Annotated in this window: 18 protein-coding genes and 2 tRNA genes; 7 read left to right on the top strand and 13 right to left on the bottom strand. The window is 68.4% G+C overall.

Annotated elements, in window-relative coordinates; all coding sequences use genetic code 11:
• Window positions 1-108: 108 nt before the first annotated feature.
• The 3 genes from KB221_11050 to KB221_11060 all read right to left on the bottom strand — a co-directional run bounded on the left by KB221_11050 (window position 109) and on the right by KB221_11060 (window position 3,179).
• Window positions 109-999 (bottom strand): DUF2807 domain-containing protein, encoded by an 891-nt coding sequence (locus KB221_11050; GenBank protein WIY68625.1) that lies wholly within the window; start codon window positions 997-999, stop codon window positions 109-111.
• A 108-nt stretch (window positions 1,000-1,107) separates the two neighbouring features.
• Complete coding sequence (locus tag KB221_11055; GenBank protein ID WIY68626.1) at window positions 1,108-2,025, bottom strand: transcriptional regulator; 918 nt, start codon at window positions 2,023-2,025, stop codon at window positions 1,108-1,110.
• A gap of 5 nt (window positions 2,026-2,030) precedes the next feature.
• Complete coding sequence (locus tag KB221_11060) at window positions 2,031-3,179, bottom strand: GNAT family N-acetyltransferase (protein ID WIY68627.1); 1,149 nt, start codon at window positions 3,177-3,179, stop codon at window positions 2,031-2,033.
• Between the two features lie 155 nt (window positions 3,180-3,334).
• Here KB221_11060 and KB221_11065 point away from each other — a divergent pair, with 155 nt between their 5' ends.
• The gene (locus tag KB221_11065) at window positions 3,335-3,505 is read left to right on the top strand and encodes a hypothetical protein (GenBank protein ID WIY68628.1); all 171 of its coding nucleotides are present in this window, start codon (window positions 3,335-3,337) and stop codon (window positions 3,503-3,505) included.
• An 81-nt stretch (window positions 3,506-3,586) separates the two neighbouring features.
• On the top strand, window positions 3,587-4,636 hold the full coding sequence (locus tag KB221_11070; protein WIY68629.1) for a L,D-transpeptidase: 1,050 nt from the start codon (window positions 3,587-3,589) through the stop codon (window positions 4,634-4,636).
• Window positions 4,637-4,717: 81 nt separating this feature from the next.
• Here KB221_11070 and tuf read toward each other — a convergent pair whose 3' ends face one another.
• The 3 genes from tuf to KB221_11085 all read right to left on the bottom strand — a co-directional run bounded on the left by tuf (window position 4,718) and on the right by KB221_11085 (window position 6,192).
• The gene (gene tuf / locus KB221_11075) at window positions 4,718-5,908 is read right to left on the bottom strand and encodes an elongation factor Tu (protein ID WIY68630.1); all 1,191 of its coding nucleotides are present in this window, start codon (window positions 5,906-5,908) and stop codon (window positions 4,718-4,720) included.
• Window positions 5,909-5,958: 50 nt separating this feature from the next.
• Window positions 5,959-6,032 (bottom strand) — tRNA-Gly (locus tag KB221_11080).
• A gap of 76 nt (window positions 6,033-6,108) precedes the next feature.
• A tRNA-Tyr gene (locus KB221_11085) sits at window positions 6,109-6,192 on the bottom strand.
• Between the two features lie 146 nt (window positions 6,193-6,338).
• Between KB221_11085 and rlmB the strand changes: the two genes are divergently transcribed.
• Complete coding sequence (gene rlmB, locus KB221_11090) at window positions 6,339-7,256, top strand: 23S rRNA (guanosine(2251)-2'-O)-methyltransferase RlmB (protein WIY68631.1); 918 nt, start codon at window positions 6,339-6,341, stop codon at window positions 7,254-7,256.
• Between the two features lie 56 nt (window positions 7,257-7,312).
• Window positions 7,313-8,137, top strand: coding sequence for a YjbE family putative metal transport protein (locus tag KB221_11095; GenBank protein ID WIY68632.1), 825 nt, complete (start codon window positions 7,313-7,315; stop codon window positions 8,135-8,137).
• On the opposite strand, the gene KB221_11100 is transcribed toward KB221_11095, so the two are convergent.
• From KB221_11100 to KB221_11110, 3 genes are all read right to left on the bottom strand, one after another.
• The gene (locus KB221_11100) at window positions 8,094-8,642 is read right to left on the bottom strand and encodes a hypothetical protein (protein WIY68633.1); all 549 of its coding nucleotides are present in this window, start codon (window positions 8,640-8,642) and stop codon (window positions 8,094-8,096) included. The genes KB221_11095 and KB221_11100 overlap by 44 nt on opposite strands.
• 2 nt (window positions 8,643-8,644) lie before the next feature.
• Window positions 8,645-10,351 (bottom strand): methionine--tRNA ligase, encoded by a 1,707-nt coding sequence (gene metG / locus KB221_11105; protein WIY68634.1) that lies wholly within the window; start codon window positions 10,349-10,351, stop codon window positions 8,645-8,647.
• A gap of 98 nt (window positions 10,352-10,449) precedes the next feature.
• Window positions 10,450-11,793: an MATE family efflux transporter gene (locus KB221_11110; protein ID WIY68635.1), complete on the bottom strand. Its 1,344-nt coding sequence runs from the start codon at window positions 11,791-11,793 to the stop codon at window positions 10,450-10,452.
• 298 nt (window positions 11,794-12,091) lie between these two features.
• Here KB221_11110 and KB221_11115 point away from each other — a divergent pair, with 298 nt between their 5' ends.
• Window positions 12,092-13,699: a carboxyl transferase domain-containing protein gene (locus KB221_11115; GenBank protein ID WIY68636.1), complete on the top strand. Its 1,608-nt coding sequence runs from the start codon at window positions 12,092-12,094 to the stop codon at window positions 13,697-13,699.
• Here KB221_11115 and KB221_11120 read toward each other — a convergent pair whose 3' ends face one another.
• Window positions 13,700-14,062: a DUF2200 domain-containing protein gene (locus KB221_11120; protein ID WIY68637.1), complete on the bottom strand. Its 363-nt coding sequence runs from the start codon at window positions 14,060-14,062 to the stop codon at window positions 13,700-13,702.
• Window positions 14,063-14,386, bottom strand: a complete 324-nt coding sequence (locus KB221_11125) for a hypothetical protein (protein ID WIY68638.1) — start codon at window positions 14,384-14,386, stop codon at window positions 14,063-14,065.
• Window positions 14,387-14,536: 150 nt separating this feature from the next.
• Here KB221_11125 and KB221_11130 point away from each other — a divergent pair, with 150 nt between their 5' ends.
• Together KB221_11130 and KB221_11135 are read left to right on the top strand one after the other, a co-directional pair.
• A complete protein-coding gene (locus KB221_11130) occupies window positions 14,537-15,436 on the top strand; it encodes an enoyl-CoA hydratase-related protein (protein WIY68639.1) in 900 nt (299 codons plus the stop codon).
• Window positions 15,437-15,572: 136 nt separating this feature from the next.
• Window positions 15,573-17,480 (top strand): biotin carboxylase N-terminal domain-containing protein, encoded by a 1,908-nt coding sequence (locus KB221_11135; protein ID WIY68640.1) that lies wholly within the window; start codon window positions 15,573-15,575, stop codon window positions 17,478-17,480.
• 7 nt (window positions 17,481-17,487) lie between these two features.
• Here the strand turns inward: KB221_11135 and KB221_11140 are convergent, their stop codons facing one another.
• Both KB221_11140 and KB221_11145 read right to left on the bottom strand, forming a co-directional pair.
• The gene (locus KB221_11140) at window positions 17,488-17,781 is read right to left on the bottom strand and encodes an antibiotic biosynthesis monooxygenase family protein (GenBank protein ID WIY68641.1); all 294 of its coding nucleotides are present in this window, start codon (window positions 17,779-17,781) and stop codon (window positions 17,488-17,490) included.
• Between the two features lie 120 nt (window positions 17,782-17,901).
• Window positions 17,902-18,093, bottom strand: coding sequence for a DUF2892 domain-containing protein (locus KB221_11145; protein ID WIY68642.1), 192 nt, complete (start codon window positions 18,091-18,093; stop codon window positions 17,902-17,904).
• Window positions 18,094-18,199: the final 106 nt, after the last annotated feature.

Raw genomic sequence — 18,199 nt, forward strand, 5'->3', positions numbered from 1 at the left:
TCCGCCGGGGGTTTTTGCTGTGCATGCGTCCGTCCTGCAGCGGGCAAGGAAAAAGGCCCGGAGGGTTCCACGCTCCCGGGCCTTCTCACTCGCGGCGGCTGAGGGGGATCAGCTGCCGATGCGAATATCTCCGCTGCCGGCGATGGAGCGGCTGACGGCGCCGGTAGCGCGGGCGATGGTCACGTCGCCACCGCCGGCCATCGAAACATCGACGTCTCCGGCCACGCCGCCGAAGGTGACGTCGCCCGAGCCCATGATGCTGATACTGACTTCGGGGCTGGTCCCGTCGCGAACCACGACATCGCCTGAACCGGCAATGGAGACACCCATCGGCCCGTCGATCCGTGCGACAGCGACGTCCCCCGAACCCGCGATGGAGACATCAAGTTCGCGCGTCACGCCCCCCGAAGCCGAACCCGATCCAGCGATGCTGATGTCCAGCGAGGCTGACGTTCCGGCGCGCATGTCACCGGATCCGGCGATGCTGAGCGATACCGGGCCTTCCGTATTTGCGACATTCCAGTAGCCGCAGCCGCTTGCGCCCAGGTCGACGGAGGATGCGCCCCGACCGACCGAACCGAACACCGCGCCTGACGCCGATACGTTCACCTGGCGCGGCGTACGGATGACGATCAACGGCGCATCCGAGATATTGATCCGACCATGGTCTCGCACCTCGACCGAGGCACCGTCGCCGGGGCGTGCGGCGTTGTCGGGACCGGAGCGGCATTCCTGAATGCTGTCGCGGCGATTGAGGAAGCCGCGGCGGCGCAGTCCCCCATCGATACGAACCTCATTGCCGACACGGGTCACCTGGATGGCCGGCAGGCCGGACGAGCCCTGTTCGACCTCGACGGCGATGTCGGCGCGATCCTCGACGATGACGGCGACGCGGGCGACGGCGTGGTCGATTTCGACCTCGGGGCCATCCTTGGCGAAGGCGGGGGCCGCCATGGCGGCGACGGCGGCGATGACGGCGGACGTGATAACGGGTTTCATGACACGGGTTCCCTCTCCGGAATGTGCCCGAAAGGTGCGACCACCCCGCCGCCAAGTCAGCTTAAATCGAGGTCATGACCTCGATGTAAGGAAAGGCCCGCCGCGCGTTCAGCCGCGCAAGGCCCCTGCCCCGTCCGCCACGCCGACCTCCGGTTCGAAGTCGCGCTCGAAGCTTTCCAGCCGGCTCTTCAGCGCGCCGGCCCGCTTCAGGGCGAGGGAAGCGGCCCAGCGGGCGGCGAGCTCGGGCGTGGCCATCCGGTCCGTCATGCGCGGCCGGGCACCCCGGCTGCGCAGCACGGCGTTGGTGAACAGGGCCCCGTTGCGCAGGCGCGAGGTCCAGGTCTGGAAATCCATCGACAGGGAGACGCAGAACCGGTCGAGGTTCTCGACCCGGTGCGGCGCATAGATCGGCCAGGTCAGGGCCTGGCCCGGCTCCAGGTCCACGATCTGGGCGTCGGCCTCGAAGGCGCGGACATAGGGCAGTTCCTCGGTGGTCTGGCGCGACACCACCTGTTCCATGTCGACCTCGGCCAGATGGGCCTCGTCGCCCGGATAGACGAAGATCCGCTTGCGGCCGCGCATGTGGAACAGCACCACGCCCGCGGCGTCGAAATGATAGGGCACCCGCGCCTTGGGCGAGGACAGGATCAGCTGGCCGGCGTTCTTCACCGCCCGCAGGCCCGGATAGGCCGCCTGGACCTTGCCGAACTCGCCCATGGCCGCGACCCAGAGTTCGGGCCAGCCGGTCTCGACCGAGCGCAGATTGACCCACAGACGACCCTGCTGGATCGCGGCGAGCAGTTCCGCTCCGTCCAGCCTGCCCCGGGCCCCGGTGCGCAGCGAGACCTGACCCTCATCGTCGTAGTCATAGAGATTGATGTCGAACAGCTCGGCCGGATAGCGGTCCAGCACGGCGGCCAGCGCCTCGTCGGTCGCGAAGCCCTGCTCGACCAGACTGTGGGGGTGGACCCCGGCCTCGGCGATCGGGCCGGCGTAGCGGGTGCGGGTCTGGAGGTTGCTTTTCATCTGTCTCAGGCCGGAATGCGGTTTGCGGTCGTACGGACCTTGGCAAGGGCGGCACCCGCCGCCTGCATGGCGCCCTTCATCCGGGCCGCCGGCGTGGTCTCGCAGGCCTCGATAGCGGCCCAGCGACGGCGCACGCTGGTGCGCAGGCGTTCGCCGCGCCCGCTGCCCGCCAGATTCAGCGCCCCGACGGCCGCCTGGCTCATGGTCGCGCCGAGGCCGGGCCTCAGCACCACGGCCTCGCGCACCAGCTTGAAGCCGTTGCAGAAATATTTCTTGTAGTGCTCGCCCTCGAACCCGAAGTCGAAGGTGCGATAGCCGCGCACCGAGGCCAGTTGCATGGTGTCGAGGCTCAGCAGGATGCCCGGCGAGCAGCGCGCCAGGCTGGGCTCATAGCCCGGGAACCAGAAATGATACTGGTCCCCCGCGTGCAGCGAATATTCCACCGCCGTCAGCCGGTCGCCGGCCCACAGGGCGGCCATCGAGGCGCCGAAGCCGGCACCGTCTTCCTTGAGCAGAGCGTGCAGCAGATCGGCGGTCCAGCCGCAGGCGAAGATGTCGTGCCGGCCCGTGCGCCGGTACTGGTCGCGCTTGAGGTCGATCAGCCAGTCCAGCAGCGCCGGATCGCGCAGGTCCTCCTCGACCCGCATGGGACCGAGTTCGGCCTCCATGCTGCGACGGGCCCGTTCCTTGTCCTTGAAGAATTTGCCGTGGGTCGCGCGCCGCTCGGCGTACCAGCCGTCATAGCCGGCGTCGCCCAGCTCGACCTGGACCGTACGGCGATCCTCACCCAGGGCGGTCGGCCCGACCCAGGCGGTGAGGTTCAGCCGGGTGGCGTCCAGCGCCCCGGCGGCCTCTTCCAGCGACGGTGCCCCGCCCGGGAAGGCGATGAGGCCGTGATAGTCGTTCATGGGCGCCGCCAGCGGCTGCATGGCGCCGCCACGCCGCTGGTGCGGGAAGAAGCCGACGGTCTCGCCCCCGCGGGAGAACACCGCCACCGCCGCCCTCGGACTGACCTGGCCGGCCACGCGGGCGAACTCGGGACGGAAATAGGGACTGGCCAGCGCGGGGTTGGCGGCCAGCATGGCGCGCCAGGTCGTCCACTCAGCCTCGCCGAGCGTGTCGATCCCGACGATGTCTACCTTCAGCGAAGTCATGCAGCCGTCCTTCGGCGCCCCATGCCGGACGCCTTTCCCACGACGTCTAACCCGGCGCCCGTTTCAGGCCGGTGAGCGTTCATGGTGAACGAAGTCTGTCCGGAGCCTTGGCGCGGGACGGACGTTGCCCCTGCAGGCAATTCAACGGAGCACCCATGTCCACACCCGCCCGGCCCGACAATCGCGAAACCGAGACGGAAGACCAGCGAACGCCTGCGCGCGAGGGCGAACCACCGCATCCGGCGACAGAACCTGAGGGTTCGGAGGGCTCATCCAACTCCGGCGAGACCGCCACCGATCCGGCCACGGGCAAGCCCAATCCCTGACCCGCAGTCCGGCGCCGCGACCGTGCTGGAACAGGCGGCCGAGTGAGGGGTTCGGACCGGACCTCAACCATCCGGAATCCCATGTCCTTTCGCCTGATCCTCGCCTCCGCCAGCCTGTTCGCCCTCACCGCCTGCCAGGCACCGGCTCCGGCTCCGGCCGGGTCGCCCGAGCCCACCGAAGCGGCCGCGCCCCAACCGCTTCTGACCGCGAGCCAGATCGAGGCGGGTCTCCCGCGGCCGGACCTGCGTCCGGCGAGGCCGCCGTCCGGGGACGCAGCGCCGGCCGCCTATGCCCCCGACGCCGGCATGGTGCGGCTGCAGATCCTGCTGGACCGCTCGCGCTTCTCGCCGGGCGTGATCGACGGGCTGGGCGGCGAGAATACCCGCCAGGCCATCGCCGCCTGGCGCAAGGCGAATGGCCTCGGTGAGACCGGGGACGCCGACGCGGCCCTGCTGCAGGCCCTGGCCGCCGCCGATACGAGCCCGGTCATGACGCGCTATACCCTGACCGCCGCCGACCTCGCCGGGCCGTTCAGCCCGCCCGCCGGCGCCGACCTGGCCACGACCGCACGCGCAGGCACCAATTTCACCGGCGCCCTCGAACGTCTGGCCGAGCGCTTCCATGTCACCGAGGCGCTGCTGCAGGGCCTGAACCCCGGCGTCGACTTCCGGCGCGCCGGCCAGATCCTCGTGGTCCCCGCCGTCAATGACACACCCCTGACGGGGGTCGCCCACATCGTCATCGACAAGACCGAACGCTCGGCCCGCGCCTTCGACGAGGCAGGAACCCTGCTGGCCTTCTACCCGGCCACCATCGGCTCGAGCGAGCGCCCGGCCCCGTCCGGCACGGTCACCGTGGTCGGCGTGGCCCCTGAACCGAACTACACCTACGACCCCGATCGCGTCAGCTACGACCGCGGCGACGCACGGATCGTGGTGCCGGCCGGTCCGAACAATCCGGTCGGCACGGTCTGGATCGACCTGTCGCGCGACACCTATGGCATCCATGGCTCGCCCGACCCGTCGAAGATCGGCAAGACCGCGTCGAACGGCTGCGTCCGCCTGACCAACTGGGACGCCGAACAACTGGCGGCCGGGGTCAAGCCGGGCGTGGTGGTGCGGTTCATCTGACCGGGCGGCGGAGGCCCGGTCAGCAAAACGGCCCCGGAGTTTCCTCCGGGGCCGTCTGCATTCAGATCGTCAGAAGATCGCTTACTCGGTGATCTTGGAGACGACGCCGGCGCCGACGGTGCGGCCGCCTTCACGGATGGCGAAGCGGAGCTTCTCTTCCATGGCGATCGGGGTGATCAGCTCGACGTTCAGCTCGGCGTTGTCGCCGGGCATGATCATCTCGACACCTTCCTTGAGGTGCACGATGCCGGTCACGTCCGTGGTGCGGAAGTAGAACTGCGGGCGGTAGTTGGTGAAGAACGGGGTGTGACGGCCGCCCTCTTCCTTGGTCAGGATGTAGGCCTCGGCCAGGAATTTGGTGTGCGGGGTGATCGAACCCGGCTTGCACAGAACCTGACCGCGCTCGACGTCTTCACGCTTGGTGCCGCGCAGCAGCACGCCGACGTTGTCGCCCGCCTGGCCCTGGTCCAGCAGCTTGCGGAACATTTCCACGCCCGTGCAGGTCGTCTTCTGGACCGGACGGATGCCGACGATCTCGACTTCCTCGCCGACCTTGACGATGCCGCGCTCGACGCGACCCGTGACCACGGTGCCGCGGCCCGAGATCGAGAAGACGTCTTCCACCGGCATCAGGAACGGCAGGTCCAGCGGACGCGCCGGCTGCGGGATGTAGTCATCCACAGTCTGCATCAGCTTGATCACCGACTGCTCGCCGATTTCCGGGTTCACGCCGTCGGTCGCGGCCTTGGCCGAACCCGCCGTGATCGGAATGTCGTCGCCCGGGAACTGGTACGACGAAAGCAGCTCGCGCACTTCCATCTCGACCAGCTCGAGCAGCTCGGCGTCGTCCACCAGGTCGACCTTGTTCAGGTAGACGACCAGGGCCGGCACGCCGACCTGACGGGCCAGCAGGATGTGCTCGCGCGTCTGCGGCATCGGGCCGTCAGCGGCCGAAACCACCAGGATCGCGCCGTCCATCTGCGCGGCACCCGTGATCATGTTCTTCACATAGTCGGCGTGGCCGGGGCAGTCGACGTGGGCGTAGTGACGGTTGGCCGTCTCATACTCGACGTGCGCCGTGTTGATCGTGATGCCGCGGGCCTTTTCTTCCGGGGCCGCGTCGATGTCGGCGTAGTTCATCGCCTTGCCGCCGCTGGCCTTGGCCAGAACCATCGTGATCGCCGCCGTCAGCGTCGTCTTGCCGTGGTCAACGTGACCAATCGTGCCGATGTTGCAGTGCGGCTTGTTACGTTCGAACTTTTCCTTGGCCATGGCCAAAACTCCTGTGGCCCGGAAGGGGGCGTTGGTCAGCTAGAGAATTCTGGAGCGGGTAGACGGAATCGAACCGACATATTCAGCTTGGAAGGCTGCTGTACTACCATTGTACTATACCCGCACGGAGACGGCCTCAGGCCCGAAAGCCTTTGACCGCCGACCCGATATGGGGTCCGGCCCCTCGTTTCGAAAGCGCGTGGTGGGGGAAGCAGGACTCGAACCTGCGAAGCTTACGCAGGGGATTTACAGTCCCCCCCCTTTGCCGCTCGGGACATTCCCCCAGCGCGTTTTCGAACCGTCGGACCGATGCGCCGGCGACCTTTCGGTCGTCGAAACAACAAAAGCTCTCGGTGTCCTGCGTCGCCTGGTTTAGGAGGGGCGACAGACCCGAAAGCCCTCAGGGCTCCAAATCGGAGGGCGTCTTATAGTGTCGAGAAATCCAGAACGCAACGACCGGAAATCGGGCAAAAAACCGGCCTTCGGCGACCGGTCCGCGCCCCGCGCCGGCGGGCCCGGAGGCGGTGCCAAGGGTCCGTCTGCGGGCGGTCCCGACCGCGGCGGCTGGAACCCCAATCCCAAGCCGAAGGCCTTCTCTGATTCCGCACCGCGCGCTTCGCGGGCCAAGGCCGACGCCGACAATTTCGTCTGGGGCCGCCATCCGGTCATCGCCGCGCTCGCCAATCCGGCCCGCAAGGGCATGGGCCGCCTGCTGGCGACCGCCGATCGCGCCGCCGAACTGGAACGCGACAAACTGGCCAACGGCCACAGGATCGAGATCATCGAGGTCCAGGCCCTCGACCGCATGCTGCCGCCCGGTGCCGTGCACCAGGGTCTGGCCTTCAAGGTCCAGCCGCTGGAAGGCGTGGCGCTGGAGGACATCGCCGGGGACGGCGGCGTCATCGTCATGCTGGACCAGCTGACCGACCCCCAGAACGTCGGGGCCATCTTCCGGTCGGCCCTGGCCTTCGGGGCCAGGGGGATCGTGGTCCAGGACCGCCACTCGCCCGCCCTCGCCGGTGCCCTGGCCAAGGCCTCGGCCGGTGCCACCGAGCGCCTGCCCTGCGCGCGGGTGACCAATCTCAGCCGGGCGCTTGAGACGCTGGCCGACATGGGCTGGCGCGCGGTCGGCCTCGACGGTTCGGCCGAACTGACGCTGGAACAGGCGCTGGACGACCGCCCGACCGTTCTGGTCATGGGCTCGGAAGGCGACGGCATCCGCCGTCTGGTGGCCGAACATTGCGACACCATGGCCCGGATCCCCATGCCGGGCGGATTCGAGAGCCTGAACGTTTCCAACGCCGCCGCGGTGGCGCTCTATGAGGCCAACCGGAAACAGACGTCCTGATTTCCCTGATCGATCACCGCTTGCCCCCGCCCCACTCACTGCCCTAGACGCGCGCCATGGAATTCCTCTCGTCTCCCGAACTCGCCAGCCAGGCCACCGCCCTCGGCCAGGTGCTGATGATCGATCTTGTGCTGGCCGGCGACAACGCCGTGGCCGTCGGCCTCGCCGCCGCCGCCCTCGCGCCCGAACAGCGCAAGAAGGCCATTCTGATCGGCCTGGCCGCCGCTGTCGTCCTGCGCATCGGCTTCGCCCTGATCACCGTTCAGCTGCTGGCCATCATCGGCCTGCTGCTCGCCGGCGGCGTCCTGCTGCTGTGGGTCTGCTGGAAGATGTGGCGCGAACTGCAGGAGCAGAAGACCCACGACCAGGCCGAGGCCGAGGCCGAGCTGGAGACCGCCCTGTCCGCCCACCATGGCGGCGGCCCGCCCCCCGAAGCCCTGGGGATCAAGCGCAAGACCTTCGCCGCGGCCCTGATCCAGATCATGATCGCCGACGTCACCATGTCGCTGGACAATGTGCTGGCCGTGGCCGGCGCGGCGCACGAACATCCCTGGATCATGGTCTTCGGCCTGATCCTGTCGATCGCCCTGATGGGCGTCGCCGCGACCTTCATCGCCAAGCTGCTGACCAAACATCGCTGGATCGGCTACGTCGGTCTGGTCATCGTCCTCTATGTCGCCGTGCACATGATCTGGGACGGCGCGCGGTCGGTGATCGTGCGGACGGACCGCATGGACGCCTTCAACGCCTCGGCCCCGGCCTTCCTCGACATCAGCGAGGAAGAGAAGGCCAAATTCCTGAAGGGCGTTGAAAGCCAGGACGCGCCGCCGGCCACCGCTACGCCTCCGGCATCGTCCCCCAGCGCCGCATCGCCCGCCTGAGCGACTCCGGGGCCCCGGCCATATCAGGCTGGGGCGTGGTGATCGCCGCCGCGCGGTCCTGCATCTCGGCCAGCGGCGGCACGTCGTTGGCGACCCGCTCGGCATCCGTGGTCGCCGGATCGACATCCCAGAGCCGCCAGCCGACGCCGTCGGGCACGATGTTCGTCCCGAATTTCTGGGGCTGTTCCGCATACATCAGCGACCGGTCCAGCGCCGCGGCGGCCAGCCACCGCGCACCGGGCCGACCCAGCTCAGCGGCCCGCGCCGCAAGCCGGCTGCCCAGCGCGGCCTCCACGGTCAGATCGCCGTGGTTCAGAACCCATGCGGCCGCATAGAGGGCGTCCGCATCGTCCGGCCAGCCGTCCGACAGCAGTTCCATGACCGCTTCACGCCGCGCCCGGTCCCGCTCGCGCAGGGCCACATAGGCGGGCTCCCCGGCCAGCAGCGCACGATCCTCGGCCTGGTCTTCTGCCAGCAGCCTGACGAAGGCGGCGGGCCGGTCCATGGTCAGGCGTCCGAGCCGCCGAAGCGTTCAGACCATTCGGCCACCTGGGTGTCCTCGATCTTGGTGAACAGCACGCCCGCCGCCGCGACGGTCTGACCGTGCGGCAGGGCGTCCAGCAGGGGCTCGTCCGCCGTCGGCCAGCTGAGATCCGTCGCCCCGACCGCCGCCCCGATCTTCACCGCCGAATGCGGCATGACCGGCGCGGCCAGACGGGCGAACAGGGCGACGAGGTTCAGGCCGGTGCGCACGCCGACGGCGGCGCGGTCCACATCCGTCTTGAAGGCGGTCCACGGGGCCGCCTCCTGCAGATATTCATTGCCCAGCACCCAGACGGCGCGCAGGGCCACGGCCGCCTTGCGGAACTCCATGGCCTCGAACTGGGCCGTGGCCTCGGCAATGCCGGCGCGCAGGTCGGCCTCCAGCTTCACCTCCAGCGGACCGGGCTCGCCCGCGTCCGGCACGACGCCGTCGAATTTGCTCTCCGCGAACTTCACGATCCGGTTGACGAAATTGCCCAGCACATCGGCCAGGTCCTTGTTCGTCGTCGACTGGAACTGCTCCCAGGTGAAGGCGGCGTCGGAATGCTCGGGCCCATAGGCCGTCAGGTGCCAGCGCCAGTAGTCGGCGGGCAGCAGCTCCAGCGCCTGGTCCATGAAGACGCCGCGCTTCTGGCTGGTCGAGAATTTCCCGCCGTACCAGTTCAGCCAGTTGAAGGCCTTCAGCGTGTCGACCGTCTTCCACGGTTCGCCCGATCCCAGGATCGTCGCCGGGAAGCTGACGGTGTGGAAGGCGACATTGTCCTTGCCCATGAACTGGACGTAGCGGACGTCGTCCGCCCCCTCGTCCGTCCGCCACCAGTTGCGCCAGGTGGTCCCGGTCGCATCGGCCCATTCCTCGGTCGCGCCGATATATTCGATCGGGGCGTCGAACCAGACATAGAAGACCTTGCCCTCCATGCCGGGACGCGGCCCGCCGTCGGGACCGACCACCGGCACGCCCCATTTCAGGTCACGGGTGATGCCCCGGTCGATCAGCCCTTCATCGAGGTGTTTCAGGGCAATCGACTTCGCCAGCGTCTGCCAGTCGGTCTTGGAATTGATCCACGTCCGGATCCGGTCCGCCAGCTTCGTCTGCAGCAGATAGAGGTGGCGGGTGTCCCGCACCTCGAGGCTCCGCGAGCCCGACACCGCCGAATAGGGATCGATCAGGTCGGTGGGGTCCAGCAGCCGCCCGCAGTTGTCGCACTGGTCGCCGCGCGCGCCGACATGGCCGCAGTGCGGACAGGTGCCCTCGACATAGCGGTCGGGCAGGAAGCGGGCGTCGTCGACCGAATAGATCATCCGGTCGACCCGCTCCTCGATCAGGCCGTTCTTCTCCAGCACCTCGGCGAAATGCTGGGTCAGCCGCTGGTTGGGCGCGTTCGAGGACCGGCCGAACCAGTCGTAGCTGAGGCCGAACGCTTCGCCCGCCGCCTTCTGGACCTCATGCTGTTCGTCGCAATAGGTCCGCACGTCCTGACCGGCGGCCGCGGCGGCCAGCTCGGCCGGGGTGCCGTGCTCATCGGTGGCGCAAATGTAGAGGACCTCATGGCCCTGCGCCCGCTTGAACCGGGCATAGACATCCGCCGGCAGCATGGAGCCCGCCAGATTCCCCAGATGCTTGATGCCGTTGATGTACGGCAGGGCCGAGGTGATGAGGATACGGGACATGGAGGCCGGGGATCAGGGATGAGGGATGAGGGATTAGTCACGGTTAGTGGCGAGTGCGGTGACATATCGCAACCCTGCCTCCCCTAATCCCTAATCCCTCATCCCTGCGGTAACCGCCGCGCCACCCGCACGAACCGTCCGGTCAGCAGCACGGACGACACAAGGCTGGCGACGATGATGGCCCAGACCAGGCCGTTGACGCCGACTTCATGCGCCCACCACCAGCCCAGCGGCATCATCACCACGCTGTAGGACAGGAAATGCATGATGGTCGGCCACCAGACGTCGCCCGCCGCCCGGTTGGCGGAGGCTGAGACGACCTGGATCCCGTCGGCGACGAAGAACAGGGTGGTCAGCACCAGGGCCGGAATAACGACCGCCAGCAGCGCCGGATCGCGATTGTAGGCGCTGGCGATCAGCGGCGCGCCCGGCCAGACCAGCAGGGCGACCGTCAGCGTCAGGGCGGTGACCACCCCGATCCCGACCAGACCGGCGCGCATCACGCCGCGCCCGTCCCCGGCCCCATAGGCCCGCCCCACCAGCACGGCGGTCGCGGCCGCCAGTCCCATGGGCAACATGAAGACCATGGCCGAAACATTGAGCACGATGGCCCAGGCCGAGGTCTCGATCGCGCCCAGCTGGCCGGCGATGAAGGTCATGGCGGCGAACGCCCCGACCTCGATGAAATAGCTGGAGCCGGCACCGTAGCCGATCTTGCGCTGCTCGCGCTCGGCCGGCAGGTCGCGCTTCGGCCGGTTGAACACGCCCAGCGCCCGCGCCTCGGGCAGGCGCAGGATGTAGACGATCAGGAACACCGCCAGCGAGGTCCGGGCCACGAAGGTCGCCCAGGCCGACGCTACAGCCCCGTCCAGGCCGATGCCCAGCAGGTCGGGTACCAGCAGCAGGTTCAGCGCCAGATTGAGGCCATTGGCGATCCACATCGCCCACATGCCCGCGCGCGGCCGGTGCATGGCCTCGAGGAAGAACTGCGCCGCCACGCTGACCAGATAGCCGGGCATGGACAGGGCGAAGACCACCAGCACCGGTGAGGCGCCCTCGGCCAGGCCGTCGGCCAGGCCTATATGCTGGAGCGCCCAGGGTCCGAGCAGGATCAGGCCGAACATCGAGGCGAAGCCGAGCTGGAGCGAATAGGTCACACCGCGCCGCAGCACCCCGCCGACCTCGCTGCGGCGACCCTCGCCCAGCAGGCGCGCGGTCATCACCTGCACCCCCATCATCAGGCCCACCGCGGTGGTGATGATGATCGACGTCGGCGCCAGGGCCAGCGAACTGAAGGCCAGCTCCAGTCCCGAGAAATTGCCGACCACGATCACATCCGTCAGCCCCATGGTCATGATGCCGATGCGCGCCAGCACCACCGGCCACGCGAGATGCAGCAGGTCTTTCAGGGTGACGCGGGTCTGGAGGCTGAGGCCGATCATGGGAGGCGCGACAGGCCATGGGGAAGGCGCGGGGTCAACTGGATTTGCTAGCAGGTGACATAAGGAGCGCTATGCCCCTCTTGGCTATCGTCATTCCGTGCGAAGCGCAGCGGAGACCCGGAACCCAGCGGCGCGCGAGAGCGCGAACCTGTCGGGAGCTTGCCTGGCCGAACCATCGCCTTCGCTGCGCTTCGGCGCCGCTGGGTTCCGGGTCTGCGGCTCGCTGCGCGAGCCTCCGCCCGGAATGACGATAGCTTTTGGTATGGAGCGTTCGCCGGAACCGCCCTAAACCAGCCGCATGCCCAAGCTGACGTCCGCCATCGATCCGCACAGCCCCGCCTTCAAGGCGCTCGACGCCCATAACCGGGCGCTCCGTGACGAACTGCAAGAGAAGGTGGCGAAGGCCGCGCACGGTGGCTCGGACGCCAGCCGCGACCGCCACGTCTCGCGCGGCAAGCTGCTGCCCCGCGATCGGGTCGAGCGGCTGCTGGACCCCGGCTCGCCCTTCCTCGAGATCGGCCAGCTGGCGGCCAACGGCATGTATGGCGATGCCAAGGATCCCGACGGCGCGCCCGGCGCAGGAATGATCTGCGGCATCGGCCGGGTCTCGGGCCGCGAGGTCATGATCGTGGCCAACGACCCGACGGTGAAGGGCGGTGCCTATTTCCCGATGACGGTGAAGAAGCACCTGCGGGCCCAGGAGATCGCCGAGCAGAACCGCCTGCCCTGCGTCTATCTGGTCGATTCCGGCGGCGCCAACCTGCCCCACCAGGCCGAGGTCTTCCCCGACCGCGACCATTTCGGCCGCATCTTCTTCAACCAGGCGCGGATGTCGGCGAAGTCGATCCCGCAGATCGCCTGCGTCATGGGCTCCTGCACCGCCGGCGGGGCCTATGTCCCGGCCATGTCGGACGAGAGCGTCATCGTCCGCAACCAGGGCACGATCTTCCTGGCCGGTCCGCCGCTGGTGAAGGCCGCCACGGGCGAGGTCATCTCCGCCGAGGAACTGGGCGGGTCCGAGACCCACGGCCGCAAGTCCGGCGTGGTCGACTACGTCGCCGAAAATGACGAACACGCGCTCGAGATCGTCCGCACCATCGTCGACAGCCTGAACACGGTGAAGTCGGTCGAGCTGGACGTGCGCGAGCCCCGCGCCCCGGCCTATGACGCCGAGGAACTGTACGGCCTCATCCCGGACGACGTCCGCGCCCCCTACGACGTGCGCGAGGTCATCGCCCGCCTGGTCGACGGCTCGGAGTTCGACGAGTTCAAGGCCCTGTACGGCACGACCCTGGTCTGCGGCTTCGCCCGCATCTGGGGCTATCCGGTCGCCATCCTCGCCAACAACGGCGTGCTGTTCTCCGAGAGCGCGCTCAAGGGGGCCCATTTCATCGAACTGGCCTGCAAGCGGAAGATCCCGCTGGTCTTCCTGCAGAACATCTCGGGCTTCATGGTCGGGGGCAAATACGAGGCCGAGGGCATCGCCAAGAACGGGGCCAAACTGGTCACCGCCGTCTCCTCGGCCGAGGTGCCGAAATTCACGGTCCTGATCGGCGGCAGCTTCGGGGCCGGCAACTACGGCATGTGCGGCCGGGCCTTCGCCCCCCGCTTCCTGTTCACCTGGCCGAACAGCCGGATCAGCGTCATGGGCGGCGAACAGGCCGCCGCCGTCCTGGCCACCGTCCACCGCGACGCCGACAGCTGGACGCCGGACCAGGCCGAGGCCTTCAAGGCCCCGATCCGTCAGAAATACGAGGACGAGGGCAATCCGTACCACGCCACCGCCCGCCTCTGGGACGACGGCGTCATCGACCCGGTCCAGACCCGCGACGTGCTGGGGCTGGCGATCAGCGCCTCGCTGAATGCGCCGATCCCGGAGACGACCTTCGGCGTGTTCCGGATGTAGTCAGGGCTGGCGGAGAACCTTCTCCATCGCCTTCCCCTTCGCCACCTCGTCGACCAGTTTGTCGAGGTGGCGGATTTCCCGCATGAACGGGTCCTCGATCGCCTCGACCCGGTGGCCGCAGATCATCCCGGTGATGAGGAAGCGGTTCGGGTTCATGGCCGGGGCTTCGGCGAAGAAGGTCTCGAAGTCCGTTTTCGCCGCCAGCAGGGCCTCCAGCTGATCCTGCGAATAGCCGGTCAGCCAGCGGATCACCTCGTCCACCTCGGCCCGTGTCCGGCCCTTCCGTTCCGCCTTGGCGACGTAGTGGACGTGGACACTGGCCACGCTCATGCGGCGGACGCGGTCGTTCGGGCTGGTCTGCATTCAGAACGGTATGGCGGACCGCACCGGCTCGTCCAGCGCCCAGCGGTAGGAGCCCGGACCGAACGGCAGATCGAACAGGCGCGGGGCCTCGCTGTCGGGGGTCGGGTCCATATGCAGTTCGAAGGCCGACAGCAGGGCGCGGCGGGTGCGTTCGGCGGCAGGGCCGTGGACGCCCTTGCGTTGCAGGATGCGCCCGATGACCACATCACGATGGGCCGCTCCGCCCTGGGCCTTGAGCTGTTCCCGGATCTCTGCGGCGAGCTTGACCTTGGTCGGGGTCAGTCGGGCCGGCTTCCTGACGGTGGACGCGACAGCTTTCGACATGGGTGGCCTCGCCCCGCGGACGTTCTCGTTAACGATCCGGTCATCAAGACGAGCAGCCCCTGCCTGTCAAGATAACGCCGGTCTTTGCGCGAGCGCGATGCGATTTGCCGGGCGATGCGTTACAGACTCACAGCCTCAAGAGGACCCGCCATGAGCCAGCCGACCGACGCCGACCTGAACGCCCTCGACATCACCCCGGCCGAGGCCGCCGAGATCAACGCCATCGCCCACCCGCTGCTGGCCGACGCCGCGCCCGACGCCAATGGCGATCTGGTGCGGATCGACTCCACCGCCGACGGCGTGGTCTTCGTCACCATCAACCGGCCCGACAAGCGCAACGCCTTCGACGCCCCGACCATCGCGGCCCTGTATGAGACGTTCGAGACGCTGCAGGGCGCCGACAACGTGCGCGTGGTGTTCATCCGCGGGGCGGGCGGGACGTTCAGCGCCGGCGCGGACCTGGCCTGGATGGCGGACGCCGTCCGCTGGTCCGAGAGCGACAATCGCGATGACGCCATGGGTCTGGCGAAGATGCTCAAGGCGCTGCACGACGTACCGGCGATGACCGTGGCCATCGTCGAGGGCGCGGCCATGGGCGGCGGGGCCGGCATCGTCGCGGCCTGCGACATGGCCGTGGCGGTCAAGGGCGCGAAATTCGCCTTCTCCGAGGTCAGGCTCGGGCTCATCCCCGGGACCATCGCCCCCTATGTTGTCGAGGCCGTCGGTGCCCGCACCGCCCGGGCCTTGTTCATGACGGCCGAACTGTTCGACGCCGACGCGGCCAGGGGCTTCGGCCTGGTCAGTCAGGTGCTGGACAGCGCCGACCAGATCGACGGCTTCATCGCCAGCTTCTCCGACAGCATGAAGGCCTGCGCGCCCGGAGCCGTGGGCGACGCCAAGCGACTGGTGAACCACGTCGCCGGCCACCGCATCGACCATGCCCTGATGGAAGAGACCGCCAAACGCATCGCCCGCGCCCGCGTCTCGCCCGAGGGCCAGGAAGGCGTCGGGGCCTTCCTTGAGAAGCGGAAGCCGCGCTGGGCTGAGTAGCGCGGTGATTGGTGGTTGGTGATTGGTGGTGGCAGCCGCCGCCATCCTGCCCGGTTGGCTCACACCCTGACTGACTGGCCGAACCAATCACCAACCACCCCTCGACCCTCGACCCTCGCCCCTCTAAACCGGACCCATGTTCAAATCCGTCCTGGTCGCCAATCGCGGCGAGATCGCCTGTCGCGTCTTCCGCACCGCCCGCCGCATGGGTATCCGCACGATCGCGGTCTATTCCGAGGCCGATGCGAAGGCCCTGCATGTCCGCGAGGCCGATGAAGCCGTCCTGATCGGCCCCGCCCCGGCCCGCGACTCCTATCTGGACGCGGCGAAGGTTCTGGCCGCGGCCAAGGCCACGGGCGCCGAGGCCATCCATCCCGGCTATGGCTTCCTGTCCGAGAACGCCGACTTCGCCGAGGCCGTCATGGCCGCCGGTCTGGTCTGGATCGGCCCGCCCCCGGCCGCCATCCGGGCCATGGGGCTGAAGGACGCCGCCAAATCCCTGATGATCGCGGCCGGCGTGCCCGTCACGCCCGGCTATCTCGGCGAGGACCAGTCGCTGGCCCGCCTGCAGACCGAGGCCGACGCCATCGGCTATCCGGTGCTGATCAAGGCGGTCGCCGGCGGCGGCGGCAAGGGTATGAGGAAGGTCGAGCGCGCCGAAGACTTCGCCGACGGCCTCGCCTCGGCCCAGCGCGAGGGCCAGGCCTCCTTCGGCGATCCCCGCGTCCTGATCGAGAAATACATCACCCGCCCGCGCCATATCGAGGTGCAGGTCTTCGGCGACAGCCACGGGTCCGTCGTCCATCTCTATGAGCGCGACTGCTCCCTGCAGCGCCGCCACCAGAAGGTCATCGAGGAGGCCCCGGCCCCCGGCATGGACGCCGCCGCCCGCAAGGCCATCACCGACGCCGCCGTCCGCGCCGCCAGGGCCGTGAACTATGAGGGTGCCGGCACTATCGAATTCATCGCCGACGCCTCCGACGGGCTGAAGGCCGACCGCATCTGGTTCATGGAGATGAACACCCGGCTGCAGGTCGAACACCCGGTCACCGAGGCCGTCACCGGCGTCGATCTGGTCGAATGGCAGTTCCGCGTCGCCGCCGGCGAGCCCATGCCGCTGAAACAGGACGAGATCGAACTCAGCGGCTGGGCCATGGAGGCGCGCCTCTACGCCGAGGACCCGGCCAACGGCTTCCTGCCCAGCATCGGTCGGCTGGACCATTTCGTCATGCCCGAAGGCGTGCGGGTGGACACCGGCGTCGAACAGGGCGGCGAGGTCAGCCAGTTCTACGACCCGATGATCGCCAAGCTGATCGTCCATGCGGAGACGCGGGAAGAGGCAGCGGAGGACCTGGCTGAGGCCGCCCGTCAGGTCGAGGTGTGGCCGGTGAAGACCAATGCCGCCTTCGTCATGAAATGCCTCGAGCATCCCCGGTTCGTGGCCGGTGATGTCGACACCGGCTTCATCGCCGCCGAGGAGAGCGATCTCGCCGCTGAACCGCTGTCGGAGATGGGGATCGAGGACGCGGCCAACAGGCTGCGCCAGTTCGCCTCGCCCCGGGGCGACCGGACCATATCACCCTGGGACCATCTCGACGGTGCCATCGGCTTCCGCGCCAATGCCCCCGATCAAAGGACCCAGTCCGTCCGCGTCGACGGCGCGCACCATCTCGCCCAGCTGCTCGGCGAGGACGATCATCCGATGACGCGCCTGATCGGCCTGTCGGCGACACGGGTGATCGCGTTCGAGAATGGCTCGGCCTTCGACGTCAGCGCCTTTGGCCGGGCCGGGAGCGGGTCGGGCTCCGGCCCCGCCTCCGACGGTGCCCTCCGCGCGCCCATGCCGGGCAAGATCGTCGCCACGCCCGCGAAGGCCGGCGATACGGTAACCAGGGGCCAGCCCATCGTCGTGCTGGAAGCCATGAAGATGGAGCACGCCCTCGTCGCTCCGTTCGATGGCGTGGTGGGCGAAATCGGTGTCTCGGTCGGCGATCAGGTGGCGGCGGACACGGTGCTGGCCACCGTCACGGCCGGCGCGGCCTGAGCCCGCCCTAGCGGAACCCCACCCCGCCCACCGGTGTCGTCACCTGGGCATCCGCGAAGGTCGCCATCAGTTGCATGGCCCGGCGGATCGCCGCCTTTATCTCGGGAACCTGCAGCGACGCGCGGTGCGCGGCCTCGTCGGTCCAGACCTCGGTCACCCAGACGGCGTGATCATCCGCCGGGTCGTGGGCGACGATATAGCTGAGGCATCCCGGCATGGTCCCGAGGTTCTCCAGCAGGACCGCGGTCAGCGCCTCCCGTTGACCCGGTGTCGCCGTCATCTTGCCGATCAAACCGTACATGATGCGCCCGTTCGTTTCTGCGCCCGGGGCGGTCCGTGAATGTCAGGGCCGCCGTCAGGTCGCACCCCGAGTCCTTACGCCCCCGGCCCGACCTTGTCTCCTGCGTCGGTCTGCCACGACCTATCGCCGGGGACAGGTCCGGATGCCGACCAGACTGTAGAGCGGACAGGTGCCGAACAGGCCGGTCAGCAGCGGTACGAGGCCGACCCAGCCCCAAGGCGTCTGGGGCCCGACAAAGACGATCGCGATCAGGCCGAGCCCGAGGATGACCCGCAGAATTCGATCCAGCCCGCCGACATTTGCCTTGAACATGATGTATCTCCCGCAAGGTGTTCACTGATGCTGGGCGGCTCCGGCGCGGCGCGCCTTGTCCTGGAACAATCTCCGCCCGGGACACGGGGCATCGCCGGCCGCACTG

The sequence above is a fragment of the Aquidulcibacter paucihalophilus genome (assembly GCA_030285985.1).
Lineage (GTDB): Bacteria > Pseudomonadota > Alphaproteobacteria > Caulobacterales > Caulobacteraceae > Brevundimonas.